This is a genomic window from Rhodococcoides corynebacterioides (assembly GCF_019834675.1).
Classification (GTDB): Bacteria; Actinomycetota; Actinomycetes; order Mycobacteriales; family Mycobacteriaceae; genus Rhodococcoides; species Rhodococcoides corynebacterioides_A.
In genome coordinates this window covers 1-21,477 of record NZ_JABUBU010000014.1, presented here as the reverse complement: position 1 = coordinate 21,477, position 21,477 = coordinate 1, and the positions used below count along the sequence as shown (strand labels likewise).

22 protein-coding genes are annotated in these 21,477 nt (G+C 72.4%); 12 read left to right on the top strand and 10 right to left on the bottom strand.

Translation table 11 applies throughout. The annotated features are described in order from the left end of the window. Nucleotides 1-20 precede the first annotated feature (20 nt). Together htpX and HQ603_RS13680 are read right to left on the bottom strand one after the other, a co-directional pair. Nucleotides 21-887, bottom strand: coding sequence for a zinc metalloprotease HtpX (htpX, locus tag HQ603_RS13685; RefSeq protein ID WP_222685074.1), 867 nt, complete (start codon nucleotides 885-887; stop codon nucleotides 21-23). A 71-nt stretch (nucleotides 888-958) separates the two neighbouring features. Next, nucleotides 959-1,999 carry a polyprenyl synthetase family protein gene (locus HQ603_RS13680; protein WP_222685073.1) on the bottom strand — a complete coding sequence of 347 codons (1,041 nt, stop codon included), beginning with the start codon at nucleotides 1,997-1,999 and terminating at the stop codon, nucleotides 959-961. A gap of 82 nt (nucleotides 2,000-2,081) precedes the next feature. On the opposite strand from HQ603_RS13680, the gene HQ603_RS13675 reads away from it, so the two are divergent. Next, a complete protein-coding gene (locus tag HQ603_RS13675) occupies nucleotides 2,082-3,356 on the top strand; it encodes a geranylgeranyl reductase family protein (protein ID WP_222685072.1) in 1,275 nt (424 codons plus the stop codon). A 12-nt stretch (nucleotides 3,357-3,368) separates the two neighbouring features. Here the strand turns inward: HQ603_RS13675 and HQ603_RS13670 are convergent, their stop codons facing one another. From HQ603_RS13670 to HQ603_RS13660, 3 genes are all read right to left on the bottom strand, one after another. Continuing rightward, nucleotides 3,369-4,067: a demethylmenaquinone methyltransferase gene (locus HQ603_RS13670; protein WP_308126526.1), complete on the bottom strand. Its 699-nt coding sequence runs from the start codon at nucleotides 4,065-4,067 to the stop codon at nucleotides 3,369-3,371. Between the two features lie 87 nt (nucleotides 4,068-4,154). After that, a complete protein-coding gene (locus HQ603_RS13665; RefSeq protein WP_222685071.1) occupies nucleotides 4,155-5,300 on the bottom strand; it encodes a glycosyltransferase family 4 protein in 1,146 nt (381 codons plus the stop codon). A gap of 46 nt (nucleotides 5,301-5,346) precedes the next feature. Then, a complete protein-coding gene (locus tag HQ603_RS13660) occupies nucleotides 5,347-5,751 on the bottom strand; it encodes a DUF3592 domain-containing protein (protein ID WP_222685113.1) in 405 nt (134 codons plus the stop codon). Between the two features lie 124 nt (nucleotides 5,752-5,875). On the opposite strand from HQ603_RS13660, the gene HQ603_RS13655 reads away from it, so the two are divergent. After that, on the top strand, nucleotides 5,876-6,376 hold the full coding sequence (locus HQ603_RS13655) for a DUF2505 domain-containing protein (RefSeq protein WP_222685070.1): 501 nt from the start codon (nucleotides 5,876-5,878) through the stop codon (nucleotides 6,374-6,376). On the opposite strand, the gene menD is transcribed toward HQ603_RS13655, so the two are convergent. Next, complete coding sequence (gene menD / locus HQ603_RS13650; protein WP_222685069.1) at nucleotides 6,373-7,983, bottom strand: 2-succinyl-5-enolpyruvyl-6-hydroxy-3-cyclohexene-1-carboxylic-acid synthase; 1,611 nt, start codon at nucleotides 7,981-7,983, stop codon at nucleotides 6,373-6,375. The two genes, HQ603_RS13655 and menD, sit on opposite strands and share 4 nt — an antisense overlap. A gap of 59 nt (nucleotides 7,984-8,042) precedes the next feature. On the opposite strand from menD, the gene HQ603_RS13645 reads away from it, so the two are divergent. Next, a complete protein-coding gene (locus HQ603_RS13645; protein WP_222685068.1) occupies nucleotides 8,043-8,639 on the top strand; it encodes a flavin reductase family protein in 597 nt (198 codons plus the stop codon). Beyond that, the gene (locus HQ603_RS13640; RefSeq protein WP_222685067.1) at nucleotides 8,636-9,688 is read left to right on the top strand and encodes an AbrB family transcriptional regulator; all 1,053 of its coding nucleotides are present in this window, start codon (nucleotides 8,636-8,638) and stop codon (nucleotides 9,686-9,688) included. Before HQ603_RS13645 ends, HQ603_RS13640 begins: the two co-directional genes overlap by 4 nt. A gap of 6 nt (nucleotides 9,689-9,694) precedes the next feature. Here the strand turns inward: HQ603_RS13640 and HQ603_RS13635 are convergent, their stop codons facing one another. From HQ603_RS13635 to HQ603_RS13625, 3 genes are read right to left on the bottom strand one after another with little or no spacing between them, the layout of a single operon-like run. Then, nucleotides 9,695-10,138: a DUF6918 family protein gene (locus HQ603_RS13635; RefSeq protein ID WP_222685066.1), complete on the bottom strand. Its 444-nt coding sequence runs from the start codon at nucleotides 10,136-10,138 to the stop codon at nucleotides 9,695-9,697. A gap of 54 nt (nucleotides 10,139-10,192) precedes the next feature. Next, nucleotides 10,193-11,152: an o-succinylbenzoate synthase gene (locus HQ603_RS13630; RefSeq protein WP_222685112.1), complete on the bottom strand. Its 960-nt coding sequence runs from the start codon at nucleotides 11,150-11,152 to the stop codon at nucleotides 10,193-10,195. Then, nucleotides 11,152-11,760 (bottom strand): PaaI family thioesterase, encoded by a 609-nt coding sequence (locus HQ603_RS13625; protein ID WP_222685065.1) that lies wholly within the window; start codon nucleotides 11,758-11,760, stop codon nucleotides 11,152-11,154. The genes HQ603_RS13630 and HQ603_RS13625 overlap by 1 nt, the downstream gene beginning before the upstream one ends. A gap of 109 nt (nucleotides 11,761-11,869) precedes the next feature. On the opposite strand from HQ603_RS13625, the gene HQ603_RS13620 reads away from it, so the two are divergent. The 4 genes from HQ603_RS13620 (at nucleotide 11,870) to HQ603_RS13605 (ending at nucleotide 15,570) form a co-directional block, all read left to right on the top strand. Beyond that, complete coding sequence (locus HQ603_RS13620; protein ID WP_222685064.1) at nucleotides 11,870-12,778, top strand: 1,4-dihydroxy-2-naphthoyl-CoA synthase; 909 nt, start codon at nucleotides 11,870-11,872, stop codon at nucleotides 12,776-12,778. Nucleotides 12,779-12,782: 4 nt separating this feature from the next. Continuing rightward, nucleotides 12,783-13,163: a VOC family protein gene (locus tag HQ603_RS13615; RefSeq protein ID WP_222685063.1), complete on the top strand. Its 381-nt coding sequence runs from the start codon at nucleotides 12,783-12,785 to the stop codon at nucleotides 13,161-13,163. Beyond that, nucleotides 13,153-14,316 (top strand): o-succinylbenzoate--CoA ligase, encoded by a 1,164-nt coding sequence (gene menE / locus HQ603_RS13610; RefSeq protein WP_222685062.1) that lies wholly within the window; start codon nucleotides 13,153-13,155, stop codon nucleotides 14,314-14,316. The genes HQ603_RS13615 and menE overlap by 11 nt, the downstream gene beginning before the upstream one ends. A gap of 135 nt (nucleotides 14,317-14,451) precedes the next feature. Further along, the gene (locus HQ603_RS13605) at nucleotides 14,452-15,570 is read left to right on the top strand and encodes a GAF domain-containing protein (RefSeq protein ID WP_222685061.1); all 1,119 of its coding nucleotides are present in this window, start codon (nucleotides 14,452-14,454) and stop codon (nucleotides 15,568-15,570) included. Here HQ603_RS13605 and HQ603_RS13600 read toward each other — a convergent pair whose 3' ends face one another. Continuing rightward, nucleotides 15,571-15,753, bottom strand: a complete 183-nt coding sequence (locus HQ603_RS13600) for a hypothetical protein (protein WP_222685060.1) — start codon at nucleotides 15,751-15,753, stop codon at nucleotides 15,571-15,573. Nucleotides 15,754-15,979: 226 nt separating this feature from the next. Here HQ603_RS13600 and HQ603_RS13595 point away from each other — a divergent pair, with 226 nt between their 5' ends. The 4 genes from HQ603_RS13595 to HQ603_RS13580 form a co-directional block, all read left to right on the top strand. Continuing rightward, the gene (locus HQ603_RS13595; protein ID WP_222685059.1) at nucleotides 15,980-16,891 is read left to right on the top strand and encodes a 1,4-dihydroxy-2-naphthoate polyprenyltransferase; all 912 of its coding nucleotides are present in this window, start codon (nucleotides 15,980-15,982) and stop codon (nucleotides 16,889-16,891) included. Nucleotides 16,892-16,930: 39 nt separating this feature from the next. Next, nucleotides 16,931-17,314: a phage holin family protein gene (locus tag HQ603_RS13590; RefSeq protein WP_222685111.1), complete on the top strand. Its 384-nt coding sequence runs from the start codon at nucleotides 16,931-16,933 to the stop codon at nucleotides 17,312-17,314. A 23-nt stretch (nucleotides 17,315-17,337) separates the two neighbouring features. Further along, the gene (pepN, locus tag HQ603_RS13585) at nucleotides 17,338-19,791 is read left to right on the top strand and encodes an aminopeptidase N (protein WP_222685058.1); all 2,454 of its coding nucleotides are present in this window, start codon (nucleotides 17,338-17,340) and stop codon (nucleotides 19,789-19,791) included. Between the two features lie 53 nt (nucleotides 19,792-19,844). Next, nucleotides 19,845-21,477, top strand: a 1,633-nt coding sequence (locus HQ603_RS13580) for a DUF222 domain-containing protein (protein WP_222685057.1), incomplete at its 3' end; no start/stop codon positions are given.

The window sequence follows — 21,477 nt, the reverse complement described above, 5'->3', positions numbered from 1 at the left end:
CACCACCGGTCACCACCGACTCACCGATACGGCCCGGCCATCCTCTCGAGCCGCGCGATCCGCTCCTCCATCGGCGGGTGCGTCGAGAAGAGCTTGCCCGCGCGGTCGCCCATACGGAACGGGTTGGCGATCATCAGGTGCGACTGCGCGGTGAGCTTCGGATCCGGCGGCAGCGGCGCCTGCTGCGTGCCGTACTGCAACTTGCGCAGCGCCGACGCCAGCGCCAGCGGATCACCGGTGAGCTCGGCGCCGGACTGATCGGCCTGGAACTCCCGTGAGCGCGACACGGCCAGCTTGACCAACGACGCCGCGATCGGACCCAGCATCGACACCAGCAGCAGCGCCAGCGGGTTGGCGCCCTGACCGTTGCCGCGTCCGCCGAAGGCGTTGGCGAAGAACGCGAAGTTCGCCAGGCCGGACACGACGGCCGCCATGGCACCCGCGACGGAGGAGATGAGGATGTCGCGGTTGTAGACGTGGCTGAGCTCGTGCCCCAGCACGGCCCGGAGCTCGCGCTGGTCGAGCAGGCCGAGGATGCCGCTGGTGACGCACACCGCCGCGGTGCGCGGGTTCCGCCCGGTCGCGAACGCGTTGGGCGCATTGGTGGGGCTGATGAAGAGCCGCGGCATCGGCTGGTGGGCGGCCGTGGCGAGTTCCCGCACCATCGCGTAGATCTGCGGGTACTCGACCTCGGTGATCGGCTGGGCGTGCATCGAGCGCAGCGCCAGCTTGTCGCTGTTGAAGTAGGCGTAGCCGTTCATGCCGACGGCCAGGAGCACCGCGACGATCAGCACGGTCGAGTTCTGGAACAACGATCCGATGAACACGATGAGCGCCGACATGCCGACCATCAGGCCGAACGTCTTCATACCGTTCGCGAACTTCATGCTCGCCGACCACCTTTCGCCGTCCCCGTGAGGACAACGAGCGACGGGCCGTGTCGGGTTCCCGCGCGCCGTCAGCTGGTGCGCGCCACCGTGTATTCCACGAGGTGCCGCAGCGCGTCGTTGGCCGGACCGGCGGGCAGTGCGTCGAGCTCGGTGAACGCCTTACGGGTGTACTCGTCCAGCGTCTCGCGGGCGCGGGTCATCCCGGTGGACGCGGCCAGCAGCTCGAGCGCCTCGGTGACCTCGGCGTCGTCGGTGACCGGGCCGCGCAGCAGGTGGCGGAGCCGATCGCCGGTCTCCCCCTCCTCGCGCAACGCGTAGAGCACGGGCAGGGTGTGGACGCCCTCGCGCAGGTCGGTGCCGGGAGTCTTGCCCGACTCGGCCGACGCGGAGGAGATGTCGATGATGTCGTCGGCGATCTGGAACGCGGTGCCCACGGCGTCGCCGAGGCGTTCGAGCCGCTCGACGTGGTCGGTGTCGCCACCGGAGAACGTGCCGCCGAAGCGCCCGCTGGTCGCGATGAGGGACCCGGTCTTCTCCCAGACCGTGCGGAGGTAGTGCTCGACGGGATCCTGGTCGGCACGGCTGCCGATGGTCTCCCGCATCTGGCCGGTGACCAGCGCCGCGAACGTCTCGGCGATCACGCGCACGGCCTGCGGGCCGAGGGTCGAGACCAGGCGGGAGGCGTGCGCGAAGAGGTAGTCGCCCGCGAGGATGGCGACGCTGTTGCCCCAGCGGGCGTTGGCGCTGTCGACGCCGCGGCGCATGCCGGCCTCGTCCATGACGTCGTCGTGATAGAGCGTGGCGAGGTGGACCATCTCGAGGACGGTCGCGGCGGTGACGATGTCGGGATTGGTCGGATCGGGCCCGAGCTGCCCGGTGAGCACCGTGAACAGCGGGCGGAAGCGCTTGCCGCCGGCCTTGGCCAGATGCAGTGCCGCCTCGGTGAGGAAGTCCTCGCCGTCGGAGAGTTCCTCGACCAGCAGGGTCTCCACCGCCGCCATCGCGGACCGCACCGTGGCCGCGAACTCGGCGTCCCCCAGGTCGACGCCCGCAACCACGGTCGTGTCGGCCGTACTCGCACCCGTGTCGGTCACCGTGCTCGCACCCATTCCCGTCGCCGTAGTCCTGTCCCCCGGCGCCACTCGCGCGGCGCCGTCGACCACCAACCTAGCGGGTCTGGAAGATGGAACCATGACCGAGCGACCCGTCGAGCATGTGACCTCCGCGATCCCGACCCCCGACGCGCTGTCCGCGGACGTTCTGGTGGTGGGCGCCGGACCGGCCGGCAGCGCCGCCGCGGCGTGGGCGGCGCGGGCGGGACGCGACGTCGTGCTGGCCGACGCGGCCCGGTTCCCGCGCGACAAGACCTGCGGCGACGGGCTCACCCCGCGCGCGGTCGCGGAACTCGATCGGCTGGGACTCGGCGACTGGGTGCGCGGCCGCGCGCGCAACGTCGGCCTGCGGCTGACGGGGTTCGGGCAGCAGCACGAGCTGCGGTGGCCGGGCGGGTCGCTGCCCGACGTCGGCAGTGCCGTGCCGCGCACCGAACTCGACGACCGCATCCGCCGCGTGGCGACGGACGACGGCGCCCGGATGGTCGAGGGCGCCAAGGCCGTCGAGGTCGAGCGCGACGGCGACCGGGTGGCGGCGGTGACCTTCCGCACCGATCACGGTCCGCTGCGCATCGCGTGCCGGACGCTGGTGGTCGCCGACGGTGTGCGCTCACCCCTGGGCAAGCTGCTCGGCCGACAGTGGCACCGGGACACCGCGTTCGGGGTGGCGGCGCGGGCGTACGTCACCAGCGAGCGCAGCGACGACGAGTGGATCACCTCACACCTCGAACTGCGCGACGCCGACGGCGTGCTGCAGGCCGGGTACGGCTGGGTGTTCCCGCTGGGAACCGGCGAGATCAACCTGGGCGTCGGCACCCTCGCGACGGACCGACGGCCGGCCGGCGGCGCACTCCGGCCGCTGCTGAATCTGTATGCCGCGCAACGCGAATCGGAATGGGGACTGTCCGGCGGGCCGCAGCGCGTGCAGTCGGCGCTGCTCCCCATGGGCGGTGCGGTGTCGACGGTGGCGGGCCGCAACTGGGCGCTGATCGGCGACGCCGCGGCCTGCGTCAACCCCCTCAACGGCGAGGGCATCGACTACGGACTCGAGGGCGGGCGATTGATCGCCGACCTGCTCGACGAGCCGGATCTCACCGACGTGTGGCCCACCGTCCTGCGGGAGCACTACGGGCGCAGTTTCTCCGTCGCCCGACGCCTCGCGGGACTGCTCACGCTCCCGCGCTTCCTGCCCGCGACGGGCCCGATCGGAATGCGCTCGTCGGCGATCATGACCGTCGCCGTGCGGGTGATGGGCAACCTGATCACCGAGGAGGACCACGACGTGGTGGCGCGCGCGTGGCGCGCCGCGGGCTCGGCGTCCCGACGACTGGACACGCGCGCGCCGTTCAGCTGACCGCACCGACCGTCAGGGAGCGACCGCTCGGTGCAGGGTGGCGATCCCGCCGGTGAGGTTGCGCCACGTCACGTCCGTCCACCCCGCCCGCTCGAGGCGCCGGGCCAACTCGGCCTGGTCCGGCCAGGCGCGGATGGACTCGGCGAGGTAGACGTAGGCGTCGGGGTTGCTGCTCACCGCGCGAGCGACGGCGGGGAGTGCCTTCATCAGGTACTCCATGTACAGCGTGCGGAACGCCGGGAAGACGGGCGTGGAGAACTCGCACACCACCAACCGGCCACCGGGCCGCACCACGCGACGGAGTTCGCGCAGTCCTACCTCGTGGTCGGCGACGTTGCGGAGTCCGAAGGAGATGGTGGCGGCGTCGAAGGCGTCGTCCGCGAACGGCAGGGACATCGCGTCGCCCGCCACCATGGGCAGCTTCCGCGACAGTCCGGCGGTCAGCATGCCCTTCGAGAAGTCCGCCGCGACGCACCACGCACCGGACCGGGCGAGTTCCACGGTGGACACGCCGGTGCCGGCGGCGAGGTCCAGCACGGTCTCGCCGGGCCGCAGGTCCAGCGCCGCACGGGTGGCGCGACGCCAGCCGCGGTCCTGCCCGAAGGACAGGACGGTGTTGGTGATGTCGTACCGCTTCGCGACTCCGTCGAACATGGACGCGACGTCCTGCGGTTTCTTGTCCAGTTGCGCTCTGGAGCCGTGTGCAGCCACGGCGTTGACACTACCGATGCTGCACCTACGCGGCCCGCGCGCGGCGCGTGCTGTACCTATGCGGCCCGCGCGCGGCGCGTGCTGCACCTACGCGGCCCGCGCGCGGCGCGTGCCGGCGCCCCCGATGACGTCGTCGTAGTGCTCGAACAGCCGCGTGCACAGCGCCGGCCACGTCCGGTGCAGCACCGAGGTGCGGGCGGAAGCGGCGAACCGGGCGCGGGTGGTGGGGTCGGCGAGCGCGCGGGCGGCGCTGGGCAGCAGCTCGGTGTAGCGGTCCACGGGGAGCAGGTAGCCGTTGCGGCAGTGGCTCACCAGATCGCGCGGACCACCGGCGTCGGGCCCGATGACGGGCACCCCGCTGGCGAGCGCCTCCTGCACGGTCTGGCAGAACGTCTCGTGCTCGCCCGGGTGGGCGAACACGTCGAACGACGCGTACGCGGCGGCCAGGTCCTGCCCGCCGAGCTGGCCGAGGAACACCGCCGTCGGCATCAGCGCCTCGAGGCGCGCCCGTTCGGGGCCGTCGCCGACGACCACCACCGTCACGTCGTCCCGCGCCGCGAGGCCGGCGAGGCGCTCGACGTGCTTCTCGGGCGCGAGCCGGCCGACGAACCCGACGATCTGCGAGCCGTCGTCACCGGTCCACGCGCGGCGCAGGTCCGCGCGCCGCGCCGACGGCGCGAACCGCAGCGTGTCGACGCCGCGTCCCCACCGGTGGATCCGCGGGATGCCGTGGGCGGCGAGGGCGTCCATCGCCGACGTCGACGGGGCGAGCGTGCGGTCGCTCGCCTTGTGGATGCGTCGCGTCCACGCCCAGCAGGCCCGTGAGGTCAGACCCAGCCCGTAGCTCTCGGCGAACCCGGCCACGTCGGTCTGGTACACGGCCACGGTGGGCACGCCGAGGTGCCGGGCCGCCGCGACACCGCCCGCGCCGAGCGAGAACGGCGAGGCCAGGTGGACGACGTCGGGCGCGAACGTGCGCAGCGCGCCGACGAGGGCCGGCGTCGGCACGCCCACCGGAAGAGAACTGACCTTCGGCACCATCACCGACGGGACGCGGACGACGGGCACACCGTCGTGCTCGGTGGCCGCGGGCGCGGCGCCCGACGGCGTGTCGGGCGCGACGACCAGCGCGTCGTGACCGTGGGCGTCGGCGTGCTCGAGCACCCGCAGGATGGAGTTGGTGACACCGTTGACGTGGGGCAGGAACGATTCGGCGATCACGGCAATGCGCACGTCGGCGACGATTCCGCGTCGCGACGACGGCGCGGCAGAGCGGCCGTTACGTCTCGGCGAACTGGAGACGAACCCTGCGGCGGGCGACCAGGATCAGCGGACCGGCGATCGCCCACGTCACGACGATGACCGACAGCGCGGGGACGACGGCGACGGACGCGTCGCGGCCCGCGACGCGCACGAGATCCGGATCGGAGCGCGCGTACTCGACGTCGATGCGCTGACCGGACACCAGGTTGGTCGGGTAGAGCACCCCGAGCTTGGGATTGTGCGTCTCCCCGTCGGGCGTGACGAAGCTGACCGCCGACCGCAAGCGACCCGCGGAGAGCACCTCCGCCGTCGCGACGCCCTCGTCGGACGAGATGGTGTGGTCGTTGCGCCAGGCCGCGAGGACCAGCAGCACCGCCAGGACCGACACGGCGGTGGCGATCACGGTCAGCACGGTGACCACGAGGGGGCGCCGTCGGCGCGGCGGCCCGGTCGTCTCGCTCGTCACGGCCGTCAGCGTAGTGGCACCTCACCACCGCCCCGCACGGACAGGTCGGGCGGTGCGGCGACGGGTACCCTTCCGACGCATGGGGCGGAAATTCGAGTTCACCGAAGACTTCGACGTGACACTGGAGCAGGCGCACGCCGCGCTGACCGACGACGACCTGTGGGAGAAGCGCCGGCAGGACGCCGGAGATCGCGCGGAGGTCACCGTCACCCGACGTGACGACGGCGGCATCGAGGTGACCATGAGCGAGAACGTCGGCGCTCAGGTGCTCCCCGGCGTGGTGCAGAAGGTGGTGCGCGGCGGTCTGACCATCACCCGCAAGGACACGTGGGGTCCGCTCGAGAACGGTCGCGCGGGCGGCACCCTCGAGGGCGGCTCCACGGGCCTGCCGTCGAAGGTTCGCGGCGTGTTCGCGCTGGCCCCGCACGGCGCCGGCACCCGCCTCACCCTGAACGGCACCGCCGAGGTCAAGGTGCCGCTGGTGGGCGGCAAGATCGAGAACCTGATCGTGGACATGATCGGCAAGCTGGTGCACACCGAGTCCAAGCAGGCGCGGGAGTACCTGGCCCGGAAGGGTTAGCCGATCGCCCTCCGGATGTGCGCGTGCAGGTCACGGAGCCCGGAGCGATCGGTGGCCACCTCGAACACCCGCATGCCGTCGGCGTGCCCGGTGAGGGCCTTGGCCAGCTCGTCGGTGTCGACGCGGCGGTGCGGCACGCGGTAGGCCGCGCAGAGGGCCGCGAGGTCCATGCCGTGCGGAGTGCCGAAGACCCGCTCGAAGACGCCCGCGTACTGCGGGTCGCCCTGCTCGAGCAGTTCGAAGATGCCGCCGCCGTCGTCGTTGGCGACGACGATCGTCAGGTCGCGCGGGCGCGGCTCGCCCGGTCCGATGAGCAGGCCAGACGCGTCGTGCAGGAACGTGAGGTCGCCCATGAGGGCGACGGTGCGGCCGTCGTGCGCGAGCGCCGCGCCCACCGCGGTGGAGACGGTGCCGTCGATGCCGGCGACGCCGCGGTTGGAGATCACCCGCACGTCCTCGGCGGGGTAGCCGACCAGCGCCATGTCGCGGACGGGGTTCGAGGCGCCGAGCAGCACCAGGTCACCCGGACGTCGAGCCGAGGACACCGCCGCCGCAACGTGTAGGCCGGTCACCGAGTCGGTGCGGTCGAGGGTGGTCCGGACGGCCTCGTCGGCCGCCGCGGAGGCGTCGGCGCAGCGGCGGAGCCACGCCTCCGACGGCGCCCCGCTGACGACGGCCCGCGTCCCGGTGGCGACGACGTTGCCGGACACGTCGGGCCAGCGCGGTCCGGTGGTGAGGGCGACGACGTCGACCTCGGGGTTCGCGAGCAGCGCGGACACGGGACGGTGCAGCGTGGGCCGGCCGGTGATGACCGCCTGGCGCGGCGCGAGGGCCGGCAACGCGAGCGGGTTGACGGCCGGGCCGTGCAGCGGCGCGGTGGGTTCGGCGACGGTCGGCAGGTGCGCGAGCTCGGGGCGGAACGCGGCGCCGTGGCCGGAGATCACCACGGTGTCGGGGGTGAGGTCGAGGTCGACGGGCACGTCCAGGCTGGCGTACTGCGTGGTGGTCCAGGCGGCGCCGTCGGGCCGTCCCTCGGGGGCCGGGGTGGTGTCGGACAGGTCCGGCACCAGCGGCTCGCGCAGCGGGATGTCGAAGTGCACGGGGCCGGCGTTGCCGGAGCGGGTGCCCCGCGCCGCGGCGAGAACCCGACACACGGCGGAGCGCCACTGACTGTTGCGGTCGCCCTCCTCGGCCAGCCCGAGGCTGATGGTCGCCCGCACCTGCACGTCGAACAGGCCGAGCTGCTCGATGGTCTGATTGGCGCCGGTGCCGAGCATCTCGTAGGGCCGGTTCGCGCTGAGCACGACCAGCGGGACGCGGGCGTAGTTCGCCTCGAGGACCGCGGGCCCGAGGTTGGCGACGGCGGTGCCCGACGTCATCACCACCGGGACCGGCCGACCGGCGGAGATCGCGAGCCCGATGGCGAGGAAACCGGCGGTGCGCTCGTCGATCCGCATGTGCAGCCGCACGCGCCCGGCGCGGTCGGCGGCTTCGAGCGCGAACGCCAGCGGCGCGTTGCGGGACCCGGGGCACAGGACGACGTCACGCACGCCGCCGCGGATCAACTCGTCGACGACGACGGTGGCCTGAGCTGTGGACGGGTTCACCGATCCAGAGTGACACACGGCGACGGGCACACCGCCGGGAGAATGGCACGATCGAGGACGTGCGCCGAACCTTCACCCCGCAATCCGTGGACGAGACCACCTACTACAAGCTGCTGACCTCGACGGTCGTCCCGCGCCCGATCGCCTGGGTGTCGACGATCTCGGCGGACGGGGTGACCAACCTCGCGCCGTACAGCTTCTTCACCGTGGCCAGCTCCGTTCCCCCCGTGGTGCAGTTCACCTCGATCGGCCGCAAGGACAGCCTCCGCAACATCGAGGCGACGGGCGAGTTCGTGATCAACCTCGCGACGGAGGCTCTGTTCGAGGAGGTCAACGCGACGTCGGCGAACTACGAGTCGTCGGTCAGCGAGTTCTCGGCCGTCGGTCTGACCGACGAGCCGAGCGAGACCGTGCGCCCGCCGCGGGTCGCGCAGTCGCCGGTGTCCATCGAGGCGACGCTGAACCGGGTGGTCGAGGTGGGCAACGCCTTCGTCGTGATGGGCGACGTCACCATGATCACGGTGCGGGAGAGTCACCTCGCCGACGACGGACTGCCCGCATTCGACTCGCTCGCTCCGCTGAGTCGCCTCGGCCGCAACGAATGGGGACTGCCGCCGGCGGTGCGGACCATCGATCGGCCGACGACGCCGCGATGAGGTTCTCCCCGGCCCTCGCCGGGAGGTGGGTCGCCCTCACCCTCGTCACGATTCTGCTGACGGTCCTCGCCCAGCGCGTGGGCGTGCCGTCGGCCGCGCTGTTCGTCGGCCTCGCCGTCGCGACGGTGTTCGCCCTGGCGAAGGTCGGCCCGGCGAAGGTGCCGAGCCGTGCGAGTCAGGCGGCGCAGGCGGTGCTGGGCGTGGAGATCGGCACGCTGCTGGACCGGGACACGCTGTCGTCCCTGGGATCCGGCTGGATCGCCGTGCTGCTGGTCTCCCTCGGGACGCTGCTGCTGTCGATCGCCGCCGGCGCCGCGCTCGGCCTGCACCGGGACCTGTCGGCGACGACGGGTGCGCTGGCGCTCGTCGCGGGTGGGGCGTCGGGCATGGTGGCCATCGCGCGCGACCTGGGCGGCGACGAGCGGGTGGTCGCCGTCGTGCAGTACCTGCGGGTGCTGCTGGTGACGGCGTCCCTGCCGTTCGTCGCGACGGTGGTCTTCCACGCCGACACCGGCCGCGGCACCGCGCCGGAGGCGTCCGGCGCACCCCTGTGGGTCGACGCCGTCTTCATCCTCGTGTGCCTGGCCGTCGGCGTGCCGCTGGCGCGGCTGATCCGCCTGCCCGCGCCGGCGCTGCTGGGCCCGCTGATCGTGTCCACCGTGGCCGATCTGGCCGGCTGGACCGCCGGCGCCGAGGTGCCGTTCCTGCTGCTCCAGGCCGTCTACGTGGTGATCGGCTGGCAGGCGGGCCTGCGCTTCACCGTCGAGTCGTTCCGGTCCATCGGCCGCATCCTGCCGTGGGCCACGCTGCTGATCGTCGCCATCGCCGTCGGGTGCGCGCTGCTCGGCCTCGTCCTGGTGGCGACGACGTCCGTCACCCCGTACGAGGCGTACCTCGCCACCACGCCGGGCGGCATCTACGCCGTGCTCGCCCTCGCCGCCGCCAGCGACGTGAACGTGACGTTCGTCGTCGCCGCGCAGGTGCTGCGGGTGTTCCTCATGCTGCTCATCGTGCCGCTGTTCACGCGGCGGCGGCAGCGGGGCGAGTGAGGCTGCTCAGGCGTACTTCTGGACCAGCTCGCCCACGCGCGGGAGCGCCTCGGTGACGTGCTTCTTCGCCGACGGACGCAGGGACGAGTAGGCCTTCTTGATCGTCGACTTGCTGGTGCCCTCGATGCGCTCGTCGGTGACCGACAGCAGCGCGTCGGACACGGCGTCACCGCGGCCGACGAGGTGGTCGCCGAACCGTCCGGCGGACCCGGCGGCGGTGTACTCCTGCCAGAACGGGTCGAGCTTGGCGACGAAGCTCGGCCACAGCTTGGCGACGGCGTCGTCGATGACACCGGGGCTGACCTTCTTCACCGCGCCGTACCCGCCCTTGACGGCGAGGCCGGACGCGCCCTTCTTGCCGGACACCTCGGCGTCGATCAGCGCCGCGACGTCGGCACGGACGGCGGGGGCGACGGACTCGTCGAGCAGGGTGGTCTGGAGGGAAGCCACGAGGGGAACCTTTCGGGGTGGTCGGGAACGGCGGTTCTGGGGACGGCGGCGACCCTACAACAGCCGGAGGCACCGTTCGGCCCGGGCGATCCACCACCGCCGGCGGTCCTCGGGCGCGGCCAGTGCGGTGAGCGCAGCGGAGTCGGGAACGACTGTGTCGGCGCACAATCGGCCGTCGACCAGCTCCCGCGGCGGCGCCAGATCGGCGGTGAACAGCGCGCCGGTGGCCAACCCGCACGCGGCGGTGGACTGGAGCGCCGCGGCGGCGGCGAGACCGGCGCTCATGCCCACGGCGGTGTCGAGCGCACTCGAGACGACCACCGGCACGCCGTACTCGGCCAGTTGGTCCGCGAGCGCCACGACGGCCCGCATCCCGCCCAGCGGCGGCACCTTGACCACGGCGACGTCGGCGGCGCCCGCCCGCACGACGCGCAGGGGGTCGTCGGCCCGGCGGATGGACTCGTCGGCGGCGACGGCGACGCCCGGCACCCGACGTCGCACCTCGGCCAGGTCCTCGACGCTCGCGCAGGGTTGCTCGGCGTACTCGAGGTCGCCCGTCGCGGTGAGGGCGTGCAGCGCCCGCTCGGCCTCGTCGACGGTCCAGCCGCCGTTGGCGTCCACCCGCACGGTGGGGACGAGGGCACGGACGGCCTCGACGCGCGCCACGTCGTCGGCGAGGCTCTGCCCCTTCTCGGCGACCTTCACCTTGGCGGTGCGGGCGCCGGGGAACCGGGCGAGGACGTCGGGGACGTCGGTCGCCGGCACGGCGGGCACGGTGGCGTTGACGTCGACCCACTCGCGGACGGGATCGGGCGGACCGAGGGTGGCCGCCTCGAGACCGGCGGCGAGCCACAGGGCGGCCTCGGCGTCGTCGTACTCGGGGAAGGCGGCGAACTCGCCCCACCCGGCCGGGCCCTCGAAGACCATCGCCTCCCGCACGGTGATGCCGCGGAACCGCGTGCGCATCGGCAGGGCGACGACGTGCGCGGACGCGAGCAGGTCGGCCGGGCCCATCAGGGCTGGCCGGGCAGCAGCGACACCATGAGGGAGTGGCACTCGGCGAGGACCTTCCCGTCGAGGTCGGTCAGCACCGCCTCGATGAACGCCTTGCGTCCCTCGACCTTCGTGACGTGCCCGCTCACCCTCAGCTGCTGGTCGAGCGGTGTGACCGCGCGGTAGTCGATGTGCAGGAAGGCCGTGCGGCTGCGCGGGCGGCCGTAGGCGTGCTGGATCAGCCCGAACAGGTCGTCGAAGAGCAGCGGCAGGGTGCCGCCGTGCGCGGCCGCGTTGCCGCCGAGGTGGTAGCGCCGGAACACGCCGGTGGCCTGCACACCGTCGGGGCCGTACTTCTCGATGGTCCAGGGCAGGAGCAGCAGACTTCCGCGACCCGGCAGCTCGAGCGACCGGCCGGCCGGGGAGGCGCCCTCCGGCACCACGTACGGCGCCATCGCCGCGGCGAGCTTCTCCGCCTGGTCGGCGGCGGCCGCCAGCTGCTCCTCGGGGAGGTCGGTCGAGACGGCGAGGTCCTGGATGGTGCGCAGCGCCTCGAGCAGGCGCCCGAAGTCGGCAGGCGGGTGCGCGGGCGTGAACCTCGGGAAGCCGCCGTGCGGCGTGTCGCTCATCGCCCGACGGTAACGCTGCGGCCCACGACCGGGGTCGTAGGGTGGGACCGGCGCGGGCGCCGGGTCGTAGGGTGGGACCGGCGCGGGCGCCGGGTCGTAGGGTTGGGGCGTGACCGAGACGAGCTCCCCGTTCCAGCCCGATCAGTGGACCGTCGTGCCCGGGTTCGAGGACCTGACCGACATCACCTACCACCGCCACGTCACCGACGGCACCGTGCGCATCGCGTTCGATCGTCCCGAGGTGCGCAACGCGTTCCGGCCCGGCACGGTGGACGAGCTGTACCGCACGCTCGATCACGCCCGCATGACGTCCGACGTCGGCGCGGTCCTGCTCACCGGCAACGGGCCCAGCCCCAAGGACGGCGGGTGGGCCTTCTGCTCCGGTGGCGATCAGCGCATCCGCGGCCGCTCGGGGTACCAGTACGCGAGCGGCGAGACCGCGGAGACGGTGGACAAGGCGCGCGCCGGTCGCCTGCACATCCTCGAGGTGCAGCGGCTGATCCGCACCATGCCGAAGGTGGTGCTCTGCCTCGTCAACGGGTGGGCGGCCGGCGGCGGCCACAGCCTGCACGTGGTGTGCGACCTGACGCTCGCCAGCCGCGAGCACGCCCGCTTCAAGCAGACCGATGCGGACGTGGGCAGTTTCGACGGCGGGTACGGCAGCGCCTACCTCGCGAAGATGGTGGGGCAGAAGTTCGCTCGCGAGATCTTCTTCCTCGGCGACACCTACAGCGCCGAGGACATGCACCGGATGGGCGCGGTGAACAAGGTCGTCGACCACGCGGAGCTCGAGACGGTGGCCATCGAGTGGGCCCGCACCATCAACGGCAAATCGCCTCAGGCGCAACGCATGCTGAAGTACGCGTTCAACCTGCAGGACGACGGGCTGGTCGGCCAGCAGCTGTTCGCCGGCGAGTCGACCCGGCTGGCGTACATGACCGACGAGGCCGTGGAGGGCCGGGACTCGTTCCTGGAGAAGCGCGACCCCGACTGGTCGCCGTACCCGTGGTACTTCTGACGCGATGGACGTCCTGGCGAGCCGCACGATCCTGCGCCCCCGCGATCCCGACGTCACGACGGCGTTCTACCGGGATCGCCTGGGCCTCGGCATCTTTCGCGAGTATCCGGGCGGGGTGGTGTTCTTCGCCGGCCAGGCCCTGATCGAGGTCGCGGGGCACGGCGAGCCGGACGGTGCGTCGGGCGCCACCATCCTGCTCCAGGTGCGGGACGTCCACGCTGCGCGCACGGAGCTCGTGGATGCCGGGGTGCCGATCGTGCGCGAACCCCGGACCGAGCCCTGGGGACTGATCGAGATGTGGATCGCGGACCCCGACGGCACCCGCATCGTGCTGGTCGAGGTGCCGCCGAATCACCCGCAGCGCAGGGACTCCCGTGGCGAGTGACCTCGAGGTCCTTCCCGTTCCCGCCGGTCCCGAGGCAGCAGCACTGCTCCCCCACCTGGCCCGCGTGCTCGACGGTCAGGCACCCCCGGCGCTGCCCGTCCCCGCCGACGACCCGCGCGAGATCGACCGTCTCACCGGCACACTCGCGCCCGGCAGCCCGATCGAGCACGACGCCGTGCTGGTCCTCGCCACCTCCGGATCCACCGGGGTGCCCAAGGGCGCCCTGCTCACCGCCGCCGCGCTGCGGGCGAGCGCCGCGGCGACGCACTCCCGGCTCGGCGGCGTCGGGACGTGGCTGCTGGCCCTGCCCGCTCACCACGTCGCGGGCATGCAGGTGCTGCTCCGGTCCGTGGCCGCCGGAACCGAGCCGGTGGTGCTCGACGTCCGCGACGGGTTCGACCCCGCGGCGCTCCCGGCCGCGGTCGCGGCGATGAGCGGCCCCCGTCGCTACACCTCGCTGGTACCCACCCAACTGGTCAAGGCGTTGGCGGACCCCGACGCCACCGCCGCCCTGGCCTCCCTCGACGCCGTCCTGCTCGGCGGCGCCGCCACCCCCGCCCCGCTGCTGGCGCGGGCGACGGCGGCGTCGATCCCCGTCGTGCGCACGTACGGGATGTCCGAGACCTGCGGCGGCTGCGTCTACGACGGCGTCCCCCTCGACGGAGTGCGCCTGCGTCTGGGCGACGACGGGCGGGTGTCGCTCGGCGGACCGACGCTGGCCGCGGGGTACCGCGGGATGCCCGACCATCCCGCGTTCGCCGAGCCCGGCTGGTTCCGGACCGACGACGTCGGGAGCATCGGCGAGGACGGGCGCCTCCGCATCCTCGGCCGGGTCGACGACGCCATCTCCACGGCCGGTCTGACCGTCGTCCCGCGGGTGGTGGAGGACGTCGTGACGGCGGTGCCCGGGGTGGCGGAATGCGTCGTGGTGGGCGTGCCGGACGAGCGGCTGGGCGCGCGCGTGGCGGCCCTGGTGGTGCTCGACGCGGGCGCGTCGGTGACCGACGACGACATCCGCGCCCGCGTGGCGTCCGAGCTCGGCCGCGAGGCGGTGCCGCACGCCGTCGTGCGCACGTCGGCACTGCCGGTCCGCGGGCCCGGAAAGGTGGACCGAGCTGCGGCGTTGCAGCAGGTGATCGACCGGACGCGCTGACCGCGAGCGCCCGGACGGACTGTCCTCCGAACGGACGACACCGGCCTGGAACGCCCCGCTCCGACGGTTCGGCTGTCGGTGCCGATGGGTACAGTTCGACCACCCGCACCGCGGGCACGTTCGAAGGTGGTCGAGATGACAGAACGGCGCGCCGCCGGTGGAAACTCCCCCGATTCCGCGGAGCATTCGGCGCCGACGGCCGGGTGGATGGTAGTCGAGACTCTCACCCGCACCGGCGACACCGCGGACGCCTCCGTGGTGGTGCGGGACGGGCTGCCCAAGGGGTGGACGTCGCTGCTACGGGCACTGCCCCAGAAGCGCGCGGCCGAGGCCGCGCGCACGCTCGTCGGGCGCGTCGTCGCCCATCCGCAGGAGATCACCGAGACCGTGGCGTTGCGGGACGGGGACGTCACCCTGCGCGTGAGTCCGGTACTCGGGCCCAGCGGCGCGGTCCACGGTGTCCTGCTGCACGCCGGTCCGGCCGGCGCCGCGCCCGCACCGCCGCCGCGGGCCGCCGCCTACGAGTGGTCCGGCGTCGACCGCGTCTTCCGCTTCACGCCGGACATGGGCGCGTTCCTCGACCACACGGACGGGACGCCCCTGGTCGGCACGGCGCCGGGGTTGTTCGAGGCCATTCACGATTCCGAGTCGGGCATGTACCTGCTCACCGCACTGATCGACGCGCGGGACGGCGACCGCTGGGCCGGCACCGTCGCGGCACGGGCGGAGGACGGGCCGGTGCCGCTGCGCAACGTGGTGCGCACGGCGCGGGTCGAGGAGGACGGGGAGGCCGACCTGGTCTCCCGCGGTCTCGCCGTGGAACTGCGGCCCGATCAGCTCTCGAGCGAGGGCCCGTCCCTGGAATCACTGGCGCTGCGGTCGCTCACGCGCTCCCTGCGCACGTCGATGGCGCTGGTGGACATGAGCGCGGTCCGCGTCGTGCGGTGGTTGACCGAGCCCGTCCAGGGCGTGCAGTGGAAGGGCGACGTCGACCGTCGGGACACCCCGCATCCCGACGACGTACTGCGCCTGGTGGACCTCTACAAGACCATGGATCGGTGGTCCGACCACACGGCTTTCCTTCCGGGGGTGCGCCTGCGACGCCGCGGCGGCGGCTGGGTGGTGGTGGACCTGCGGGCCACGCGCGTCCCCGGGCACCGATTCATCATGGTGGAGTTCCAGCCGACCGGAACGTCGGACGAGCCGGACCCGGTGCCCGTCACCGACCGCGGTTACCCCCGGCCGTTCTTCTGATCAGCGCCGTCCGGACAGCGCGGCGAAGCACCGCTCGAGATCCTCGGTGACGGCCCACACGGACGACAGATCACCGTCGAGCAGCAGTGCCCGCTGACGCTCGGTGAGAGCGCGAATGGCGCGGTCGATCTCGTCGGACGGCATGGCGGCGACGACGTCCGCCGCGGACGGAAAAGGATTCATGGTGAAGCCCGATCGTGACGGCGAGGCCGTGAGTCGGTACACCGACCCGGGACCCGCAGTGGTGACGCCACGTTCACGGCCGACGGACACAGACCGTGAGAAACTCTGCGAACCAGAGCGCCCGGCCATGGTAAGCGACAGCGCGCCCGGCCGACAACACCGACCGCACAGTCGCATTCGGCCACCGGGCGACCCGCGGCACGGACCGTGAGGAATGATTCCCGCCATGGCGACAGCAACGCAATGGATCGAGGGGGCGAGGCCGCGCACGCTGCCGAACGCGATCGCGCCGGTGGTGGTGGCAGTGGGGGCAGCGGCCGCCATGGCCGACACGGGGGCAGCGGCCGCCACGGCCGCCACGACGGACGCGACCGTCACGTGGTGGAAGGCCCCGGTCGCCCTCATCGTCGCGCTCGCGCTCATCGTCGGGGTCAACTACTCCAACGACTACTCCGACGGCATCCGCGGCACCGACGACGAGCGGGTCGGCCCGCTGCGCCTGGTCGGATCGGGGGCGGCGACGCCCGGGTCGGTCCGCGCCGCCGCGCTGGTCTGCTTCGCGCTCGCGGCCGTGGCCGGTCTGGTCCTGGCGGTGACGACGGCGTGGTGGCTCGTCGTCGTCGGCGCCGTCTGCATCGCGGGCGCCTGGTTCTACACCGGCGGCACGAAGCCGTACGGCTACAGCGGGTTCGGCGAGATCGCGGTCTTCGTGTTCTTCGGGCTCGTCGCGGTGTGCGGAACGCAGTTCGTCCTCACCGGTCGCGTCGACCTCACCGGCCTCGCGTGCGCGGTCGCGGTCGGATCGTTCTCGAGCGCGGTGCTGGTGGCCAACAACATCCGCGACATCCCGTCGGACACCGAGTCGGGGAAGATCACCCTCGCCGTGCGCCTCGGGGACCCGCGCAGCCGGGGACTGCACGCCGCTCTCCTGCTGGTGCCGTTCGTGGTGAGCGTCCTGCTGGTCCTGCAGACGCCGTGGTCGCTGCTCGGCCTCGTCGCGTTCCCGCTCGCCTGGAAGGCCAACGCCCCGGTGCGGGCCCGGGCCCACGGGCTGGCGTTGATCCCCGCTCTCCGGGACACCGGCCTGGCCATGTTGGTGTGGTCCGTCGCGACGGCGGTCGGCCTGGTCCTCGGCTGACACGCCGCCGACTCGGCCGGAGGTGACACCATGGCTGCCATGGTGTTGCTGCTCCGCCTCGTCGTCACCGCGTTCGCCGTCTGGCTCGCCGCCGCCTGGATCGACGGGATCGCCGTCGCGAGTTCCGGCCGCGGCCCGGGCTGGGATCTGGTGGTGCTGCTCGGCATCGCCGCGGTGTTCACACTGGTGAACGCCGTCGTCAAGCCGGTGATCCAGCTGCTGTCGCTCCCGCTGATCGTACTGAGCCTCGGAGTGTTCCTCCTGGTGATCAACGCGCTGATGCTCATGCTGACCGCGGCCGTCACCGACGTCACCGGGTACGGCCTCACCGTCGACGGGTTCGGCGCGGCCTTCTGGGGCGCGCTGCTGATCTCGATCGTGAACTGGGTGCTCGGCGGGCTGGTACCGGACCGACGGCGCTGAGGTCGGGGTGCTTCCATGAGGGGATGAGCACCGCCAACCTCACCCGGTCCGAGACCGCCCACCGCGCCCGCGTCGTCACCGTCTCGGCGTACGACGTCGCCCTCGATCTGAGCGGGGCACTGACCGACGGGGAATTCGGCGTCGTCGCCACGATCGCGCTCGCGGCGTCGTCACCCGAGACGTGGCTGGACTTCCTCGGCGCCGGCGTCGACCGCGTGGAGATCGACGGACGCGAGACGGAGGTCGAGTACGACGGGGCGCGCATCGCCCTGCGCGGCCTCACCGGCGCGAGCACCGTGCGCGTCCACGGGCGCGGGCTCTACAGCCGCACGGGCGAGGGCCTGCATCGGTTCGTCGATCCCGCCGACGGCGAGACCTACCTGTACACGCAGTACGAGCCGGCCGACGCGCGTCGGGTGTTCCCGTGCTTCGAGCAGCCGGACCTGAAGGCCCCGTTCACGTTCCGGGTGACGGCGCCGTCGGAGTGGCTGGTGCTGTCCAACGAGCGTCTCGAGCGGACCGACGGCGACACCCGGGTCTTCGCGCCCACGCAGCCGATCTCGACGTACATCACCGCCGTCGTCGCCGGGCCGTACCACCGCGTCGAGGGTCGGTCGGTGCAGCACGATCTGATCATCGACCTCGGGGTGCATTGCCGGAAGTCGCTGGCGCAGTACCTCGACGCCGACGCGATTCTCGACGTGACGCGCGCCGGTCTCGACTTCTTCCACGACGCGTTCGACTACGAGTACCCCTTCGGCAAGTACGACCAGGTGTTCGTCCCCGAGTACAACCTCGGCGCGATGGAGAACCCCGGGTGCGTCACCTTCACCGAGTCGTACGTCTTCCGCAGCGCGGCGACGCGATCCCAGTACGCGCGTCGGGCCAACACGATCCTGCACGAGATGGCGCACATGTGGTTCGGCGATCTGGTGACCATGCGGTGGTGGGACGATCTGTGGCTCAAGGAGTCGTTCGCCGACTACATGGGGTCGTACGCCTCCGTCGCCGCCACGGAATTCACCGACGCGTGGGTCGCGTTCGCCCAGCGCCGTAAGGCGTGGGCCTACTCGCAGGACCAGTTGCCGACGACGCATCCGATCGTCGCGGACATCGTCGACCTCGAGGCCGCCAAGCTGAACTTCGACGGCATCACCTACGCCAAGGGCGCGAGCGTGCTCAAGCAGCTCGCGGCGTTCGTCGGCGAGTACGAGTTCCTCGACGGGGCTCGGCTGTACTTCCGTCGCCACGCCTACGGCAACACCACCCTGACGGACCTGCTCGCGGCGCTGCAGGACAGCTCGCTGCGGGACCTCGAGGCCTGGGCGGCGGCCTGGCTGCAGACCACCGGACCGAGCACGCTGACCGTCGACCGCGCCCGCGGCGTGATCGTGCAGACGGACCCGCGTCCGCAACGGCTCGACGTCGCCGTGCTGGCCCCGAACGCCGACGGCGAGCTGGTCGACGACGCCCCGCAGGAGGTCCATCTGACGGGCGCGGAGACGTCCGTCGATCTCGCCGCGGCCGGCGACGGCACCGTCGTCCTGCTCAACGACGGCGACCACACGTACGCCAAGGTGCGACTCGACGCCGCGTCGGTGGCCGTCGTCGAATCGTCGCTCGATCGCATTCCCGACGATCTGCGGCGCAGCCTCGTCTGGTCGTCCCTGTGGAACGCGACGCGCGACGCGGAGTACCGGCCGTCGCGATTCGTGGACCTGGCGCGCCGATTCGCGCCGCGGGAGCCGCACGAGGGCATCCTCGCGTCCGTCCTCGCCGACACCGCCGTGGCCGTGGAGCGGTACGTCGCCGATCGTGATGCGGTGCGGTCCGCGTGGGCCGACACCGCCTACGAGCAGCTGGTCGCCGCGGACGCCGGGTCCGACCACCAGCTCGAGTGGTGGCGCGCGTGGTCCGCCGCGGCCGTGCACACCGACCGCGCCGCGCAGTTGCGGGACCTGCTGTCGGGCCGGACGAGCATCGACGGACTCGTCCTCGACGCCGAGCAGCGCTGGGCACTGTGGTTCGCCCTCGCCGCGCGCGGCGACGCCACGGTGGCCGAACTGGACGCGGTGCTCGACTCCGATCGCACCGGGGCCGGCGAGGTGGCGCACACCGCCGCGGTGGCCGCGCTTCCCGACGGCGCGGCACGGGTGTGGACCGCGCTGACCGAGGAGTCACCGAGCAACGAGAAGGTCGGCGCCCTGGTCCGAGGCTTCACGGCGGGCGAGCGATCGCGCGTCGCGGCCTACGACGCGCCGTACTACGCCATGCTCGAGGACGTCTGGCGCGACCGCAGCATCGAGATCGCCCGACGGTTGGTGGTGGGCTTGTTCCCGCCGGCCGACACCACGGACGACGCGGACCGCTGGCTGGCCGAGCACCCCGATGCCCCCGCTGCCCTGCGCCGCCAGGTGATCGAGCAGCGCGACCATCTCGCACGGGCGCTGCGGGCGCGGGCGGCGGACGCGGAGTAGTTCGTGCGTGCGTGTCATGGATCGTGTCGGTGGGGTTCGATACAATCGAACACATGAGCGATCGGGGGGTCGGAACGGTGGGGGATGCGCAGGTCGGGGCTCCATGGGCTGATCGGGATCACACCGCGATGGGCCTGCCCGTGTCCTTCGACCTGCCCGTCGGTGGGCACCTCGACGCCCTGGCCGACCTGGCTGCGGGGGCGGCCTATCTGGAGTGGCGCCGCTACCAGCATGCCGCCGCCCTGCACACCGAACTCGTCGTCCCCGAGGAAGACCGGGACGAACGGGCGGTCGATGCGTTCGCCCAGTGCGCCGCCCGCATCGCCACCACCCTGTCGGTGTCGCAGTACGTCGCCGAACGCCTCCTCGACGACGCCGTCGCCCTGCGTGACCGACTCCCCCGCGTGGCGGAATGCTTGCGTGACGGGGTCGTCTCCGCCACTTTCATCCGCACCATCGTCTCCCGCACCGAACTGATCCACGGCCGCCCGTATCAGGGACTGGTGGACGCCGACATCGCCGCCGCCCTGCGGAAACCGGGGACGTGGTCGACAGCCCGAGTGCGGGATCTGTGCGATCAGATGGTCTACCGCCGCGACCCCGACGCCGTCCGCGAACGCCGCGACGACGCCCTGAAGGGGCGATGCTTCTTCACCGAGGCCGGACTCGACGGCATGGCGACGGTGGGGGCGACGATGTCCGCCGAACGCGCCGCCATCGTCGCCCGCGTCGTCGAACGCCTCGCCGCACAGGTGTGCAAGCACGACAGTCGCACCAAAACCGCGCGGGCGTCGGATGCGTTGTTCGCGTTGGTCAAGCACGCCCCGTTCGGCTGCGACTGCGCACGCCCGGAATGCGCGTTCACTGTGGTCGATGCGGACGAGGTCGCGGCCAACGCAGCGCGCATCGTCATTCATGTGGTCACCGACACCACCACCCTCACCGGACCCGCACACGCAACCGCCACTGCAGCGACCACCTCCGCCGAGACAGCAACGCACGCACAGGCTTGTGACATCGACACGACCGCGACTGCCGCAGAGGACGTTTCGGTCGATGAGGTCGTGGTCGAGGAGGGTACGGCCGAGGGCGCCGCGACGGATGAGGCAGCGACGACTGAGGCTGCGGCGGAGTCCGAGCTGGTCGACGGTGTCGGCTACATCGCCGGACTCGGCATCGTCTCCGGCGCCCACCTCCGCGACCTCGCCGCCGACCCCGCCACCCTCATCCGACCCCTCGGCGACGGCACCGACACCCCACTCCCCGCGACCCAACCGGCGGACCCCTACCGGCCGTCCGCGGCGCTGAACACCTACATCCGCGCCCGCGATCAGTACTGCACCTGGCCCGGCTGCAACAAACCCGCCCGGGACGGCGACCTCGACCACATCACCGAATACGACCACCGCAACCCCGAGCGAGGCGGGCAGACCTCCGCCTGCGGGCTCGGCGCCAAATGCCGGTTCCACCACTTACTGAAAACGTTCGGCGACTTCGTCGACGACCAGTACCCCGACCCCGAGAACCCCGGCCGGGTCATCCGCACGTTCACCATCCCCGAGGGCCGCACCGTCCTCGGACCCGCCCACACCGGGTTCGACACCCACCCGGGCCTGGACATGATCGTCTTCGGCGACCCACCCGCCACCGGCAAGAACCACCCACCGGCACCGGGCGAACCCGAAC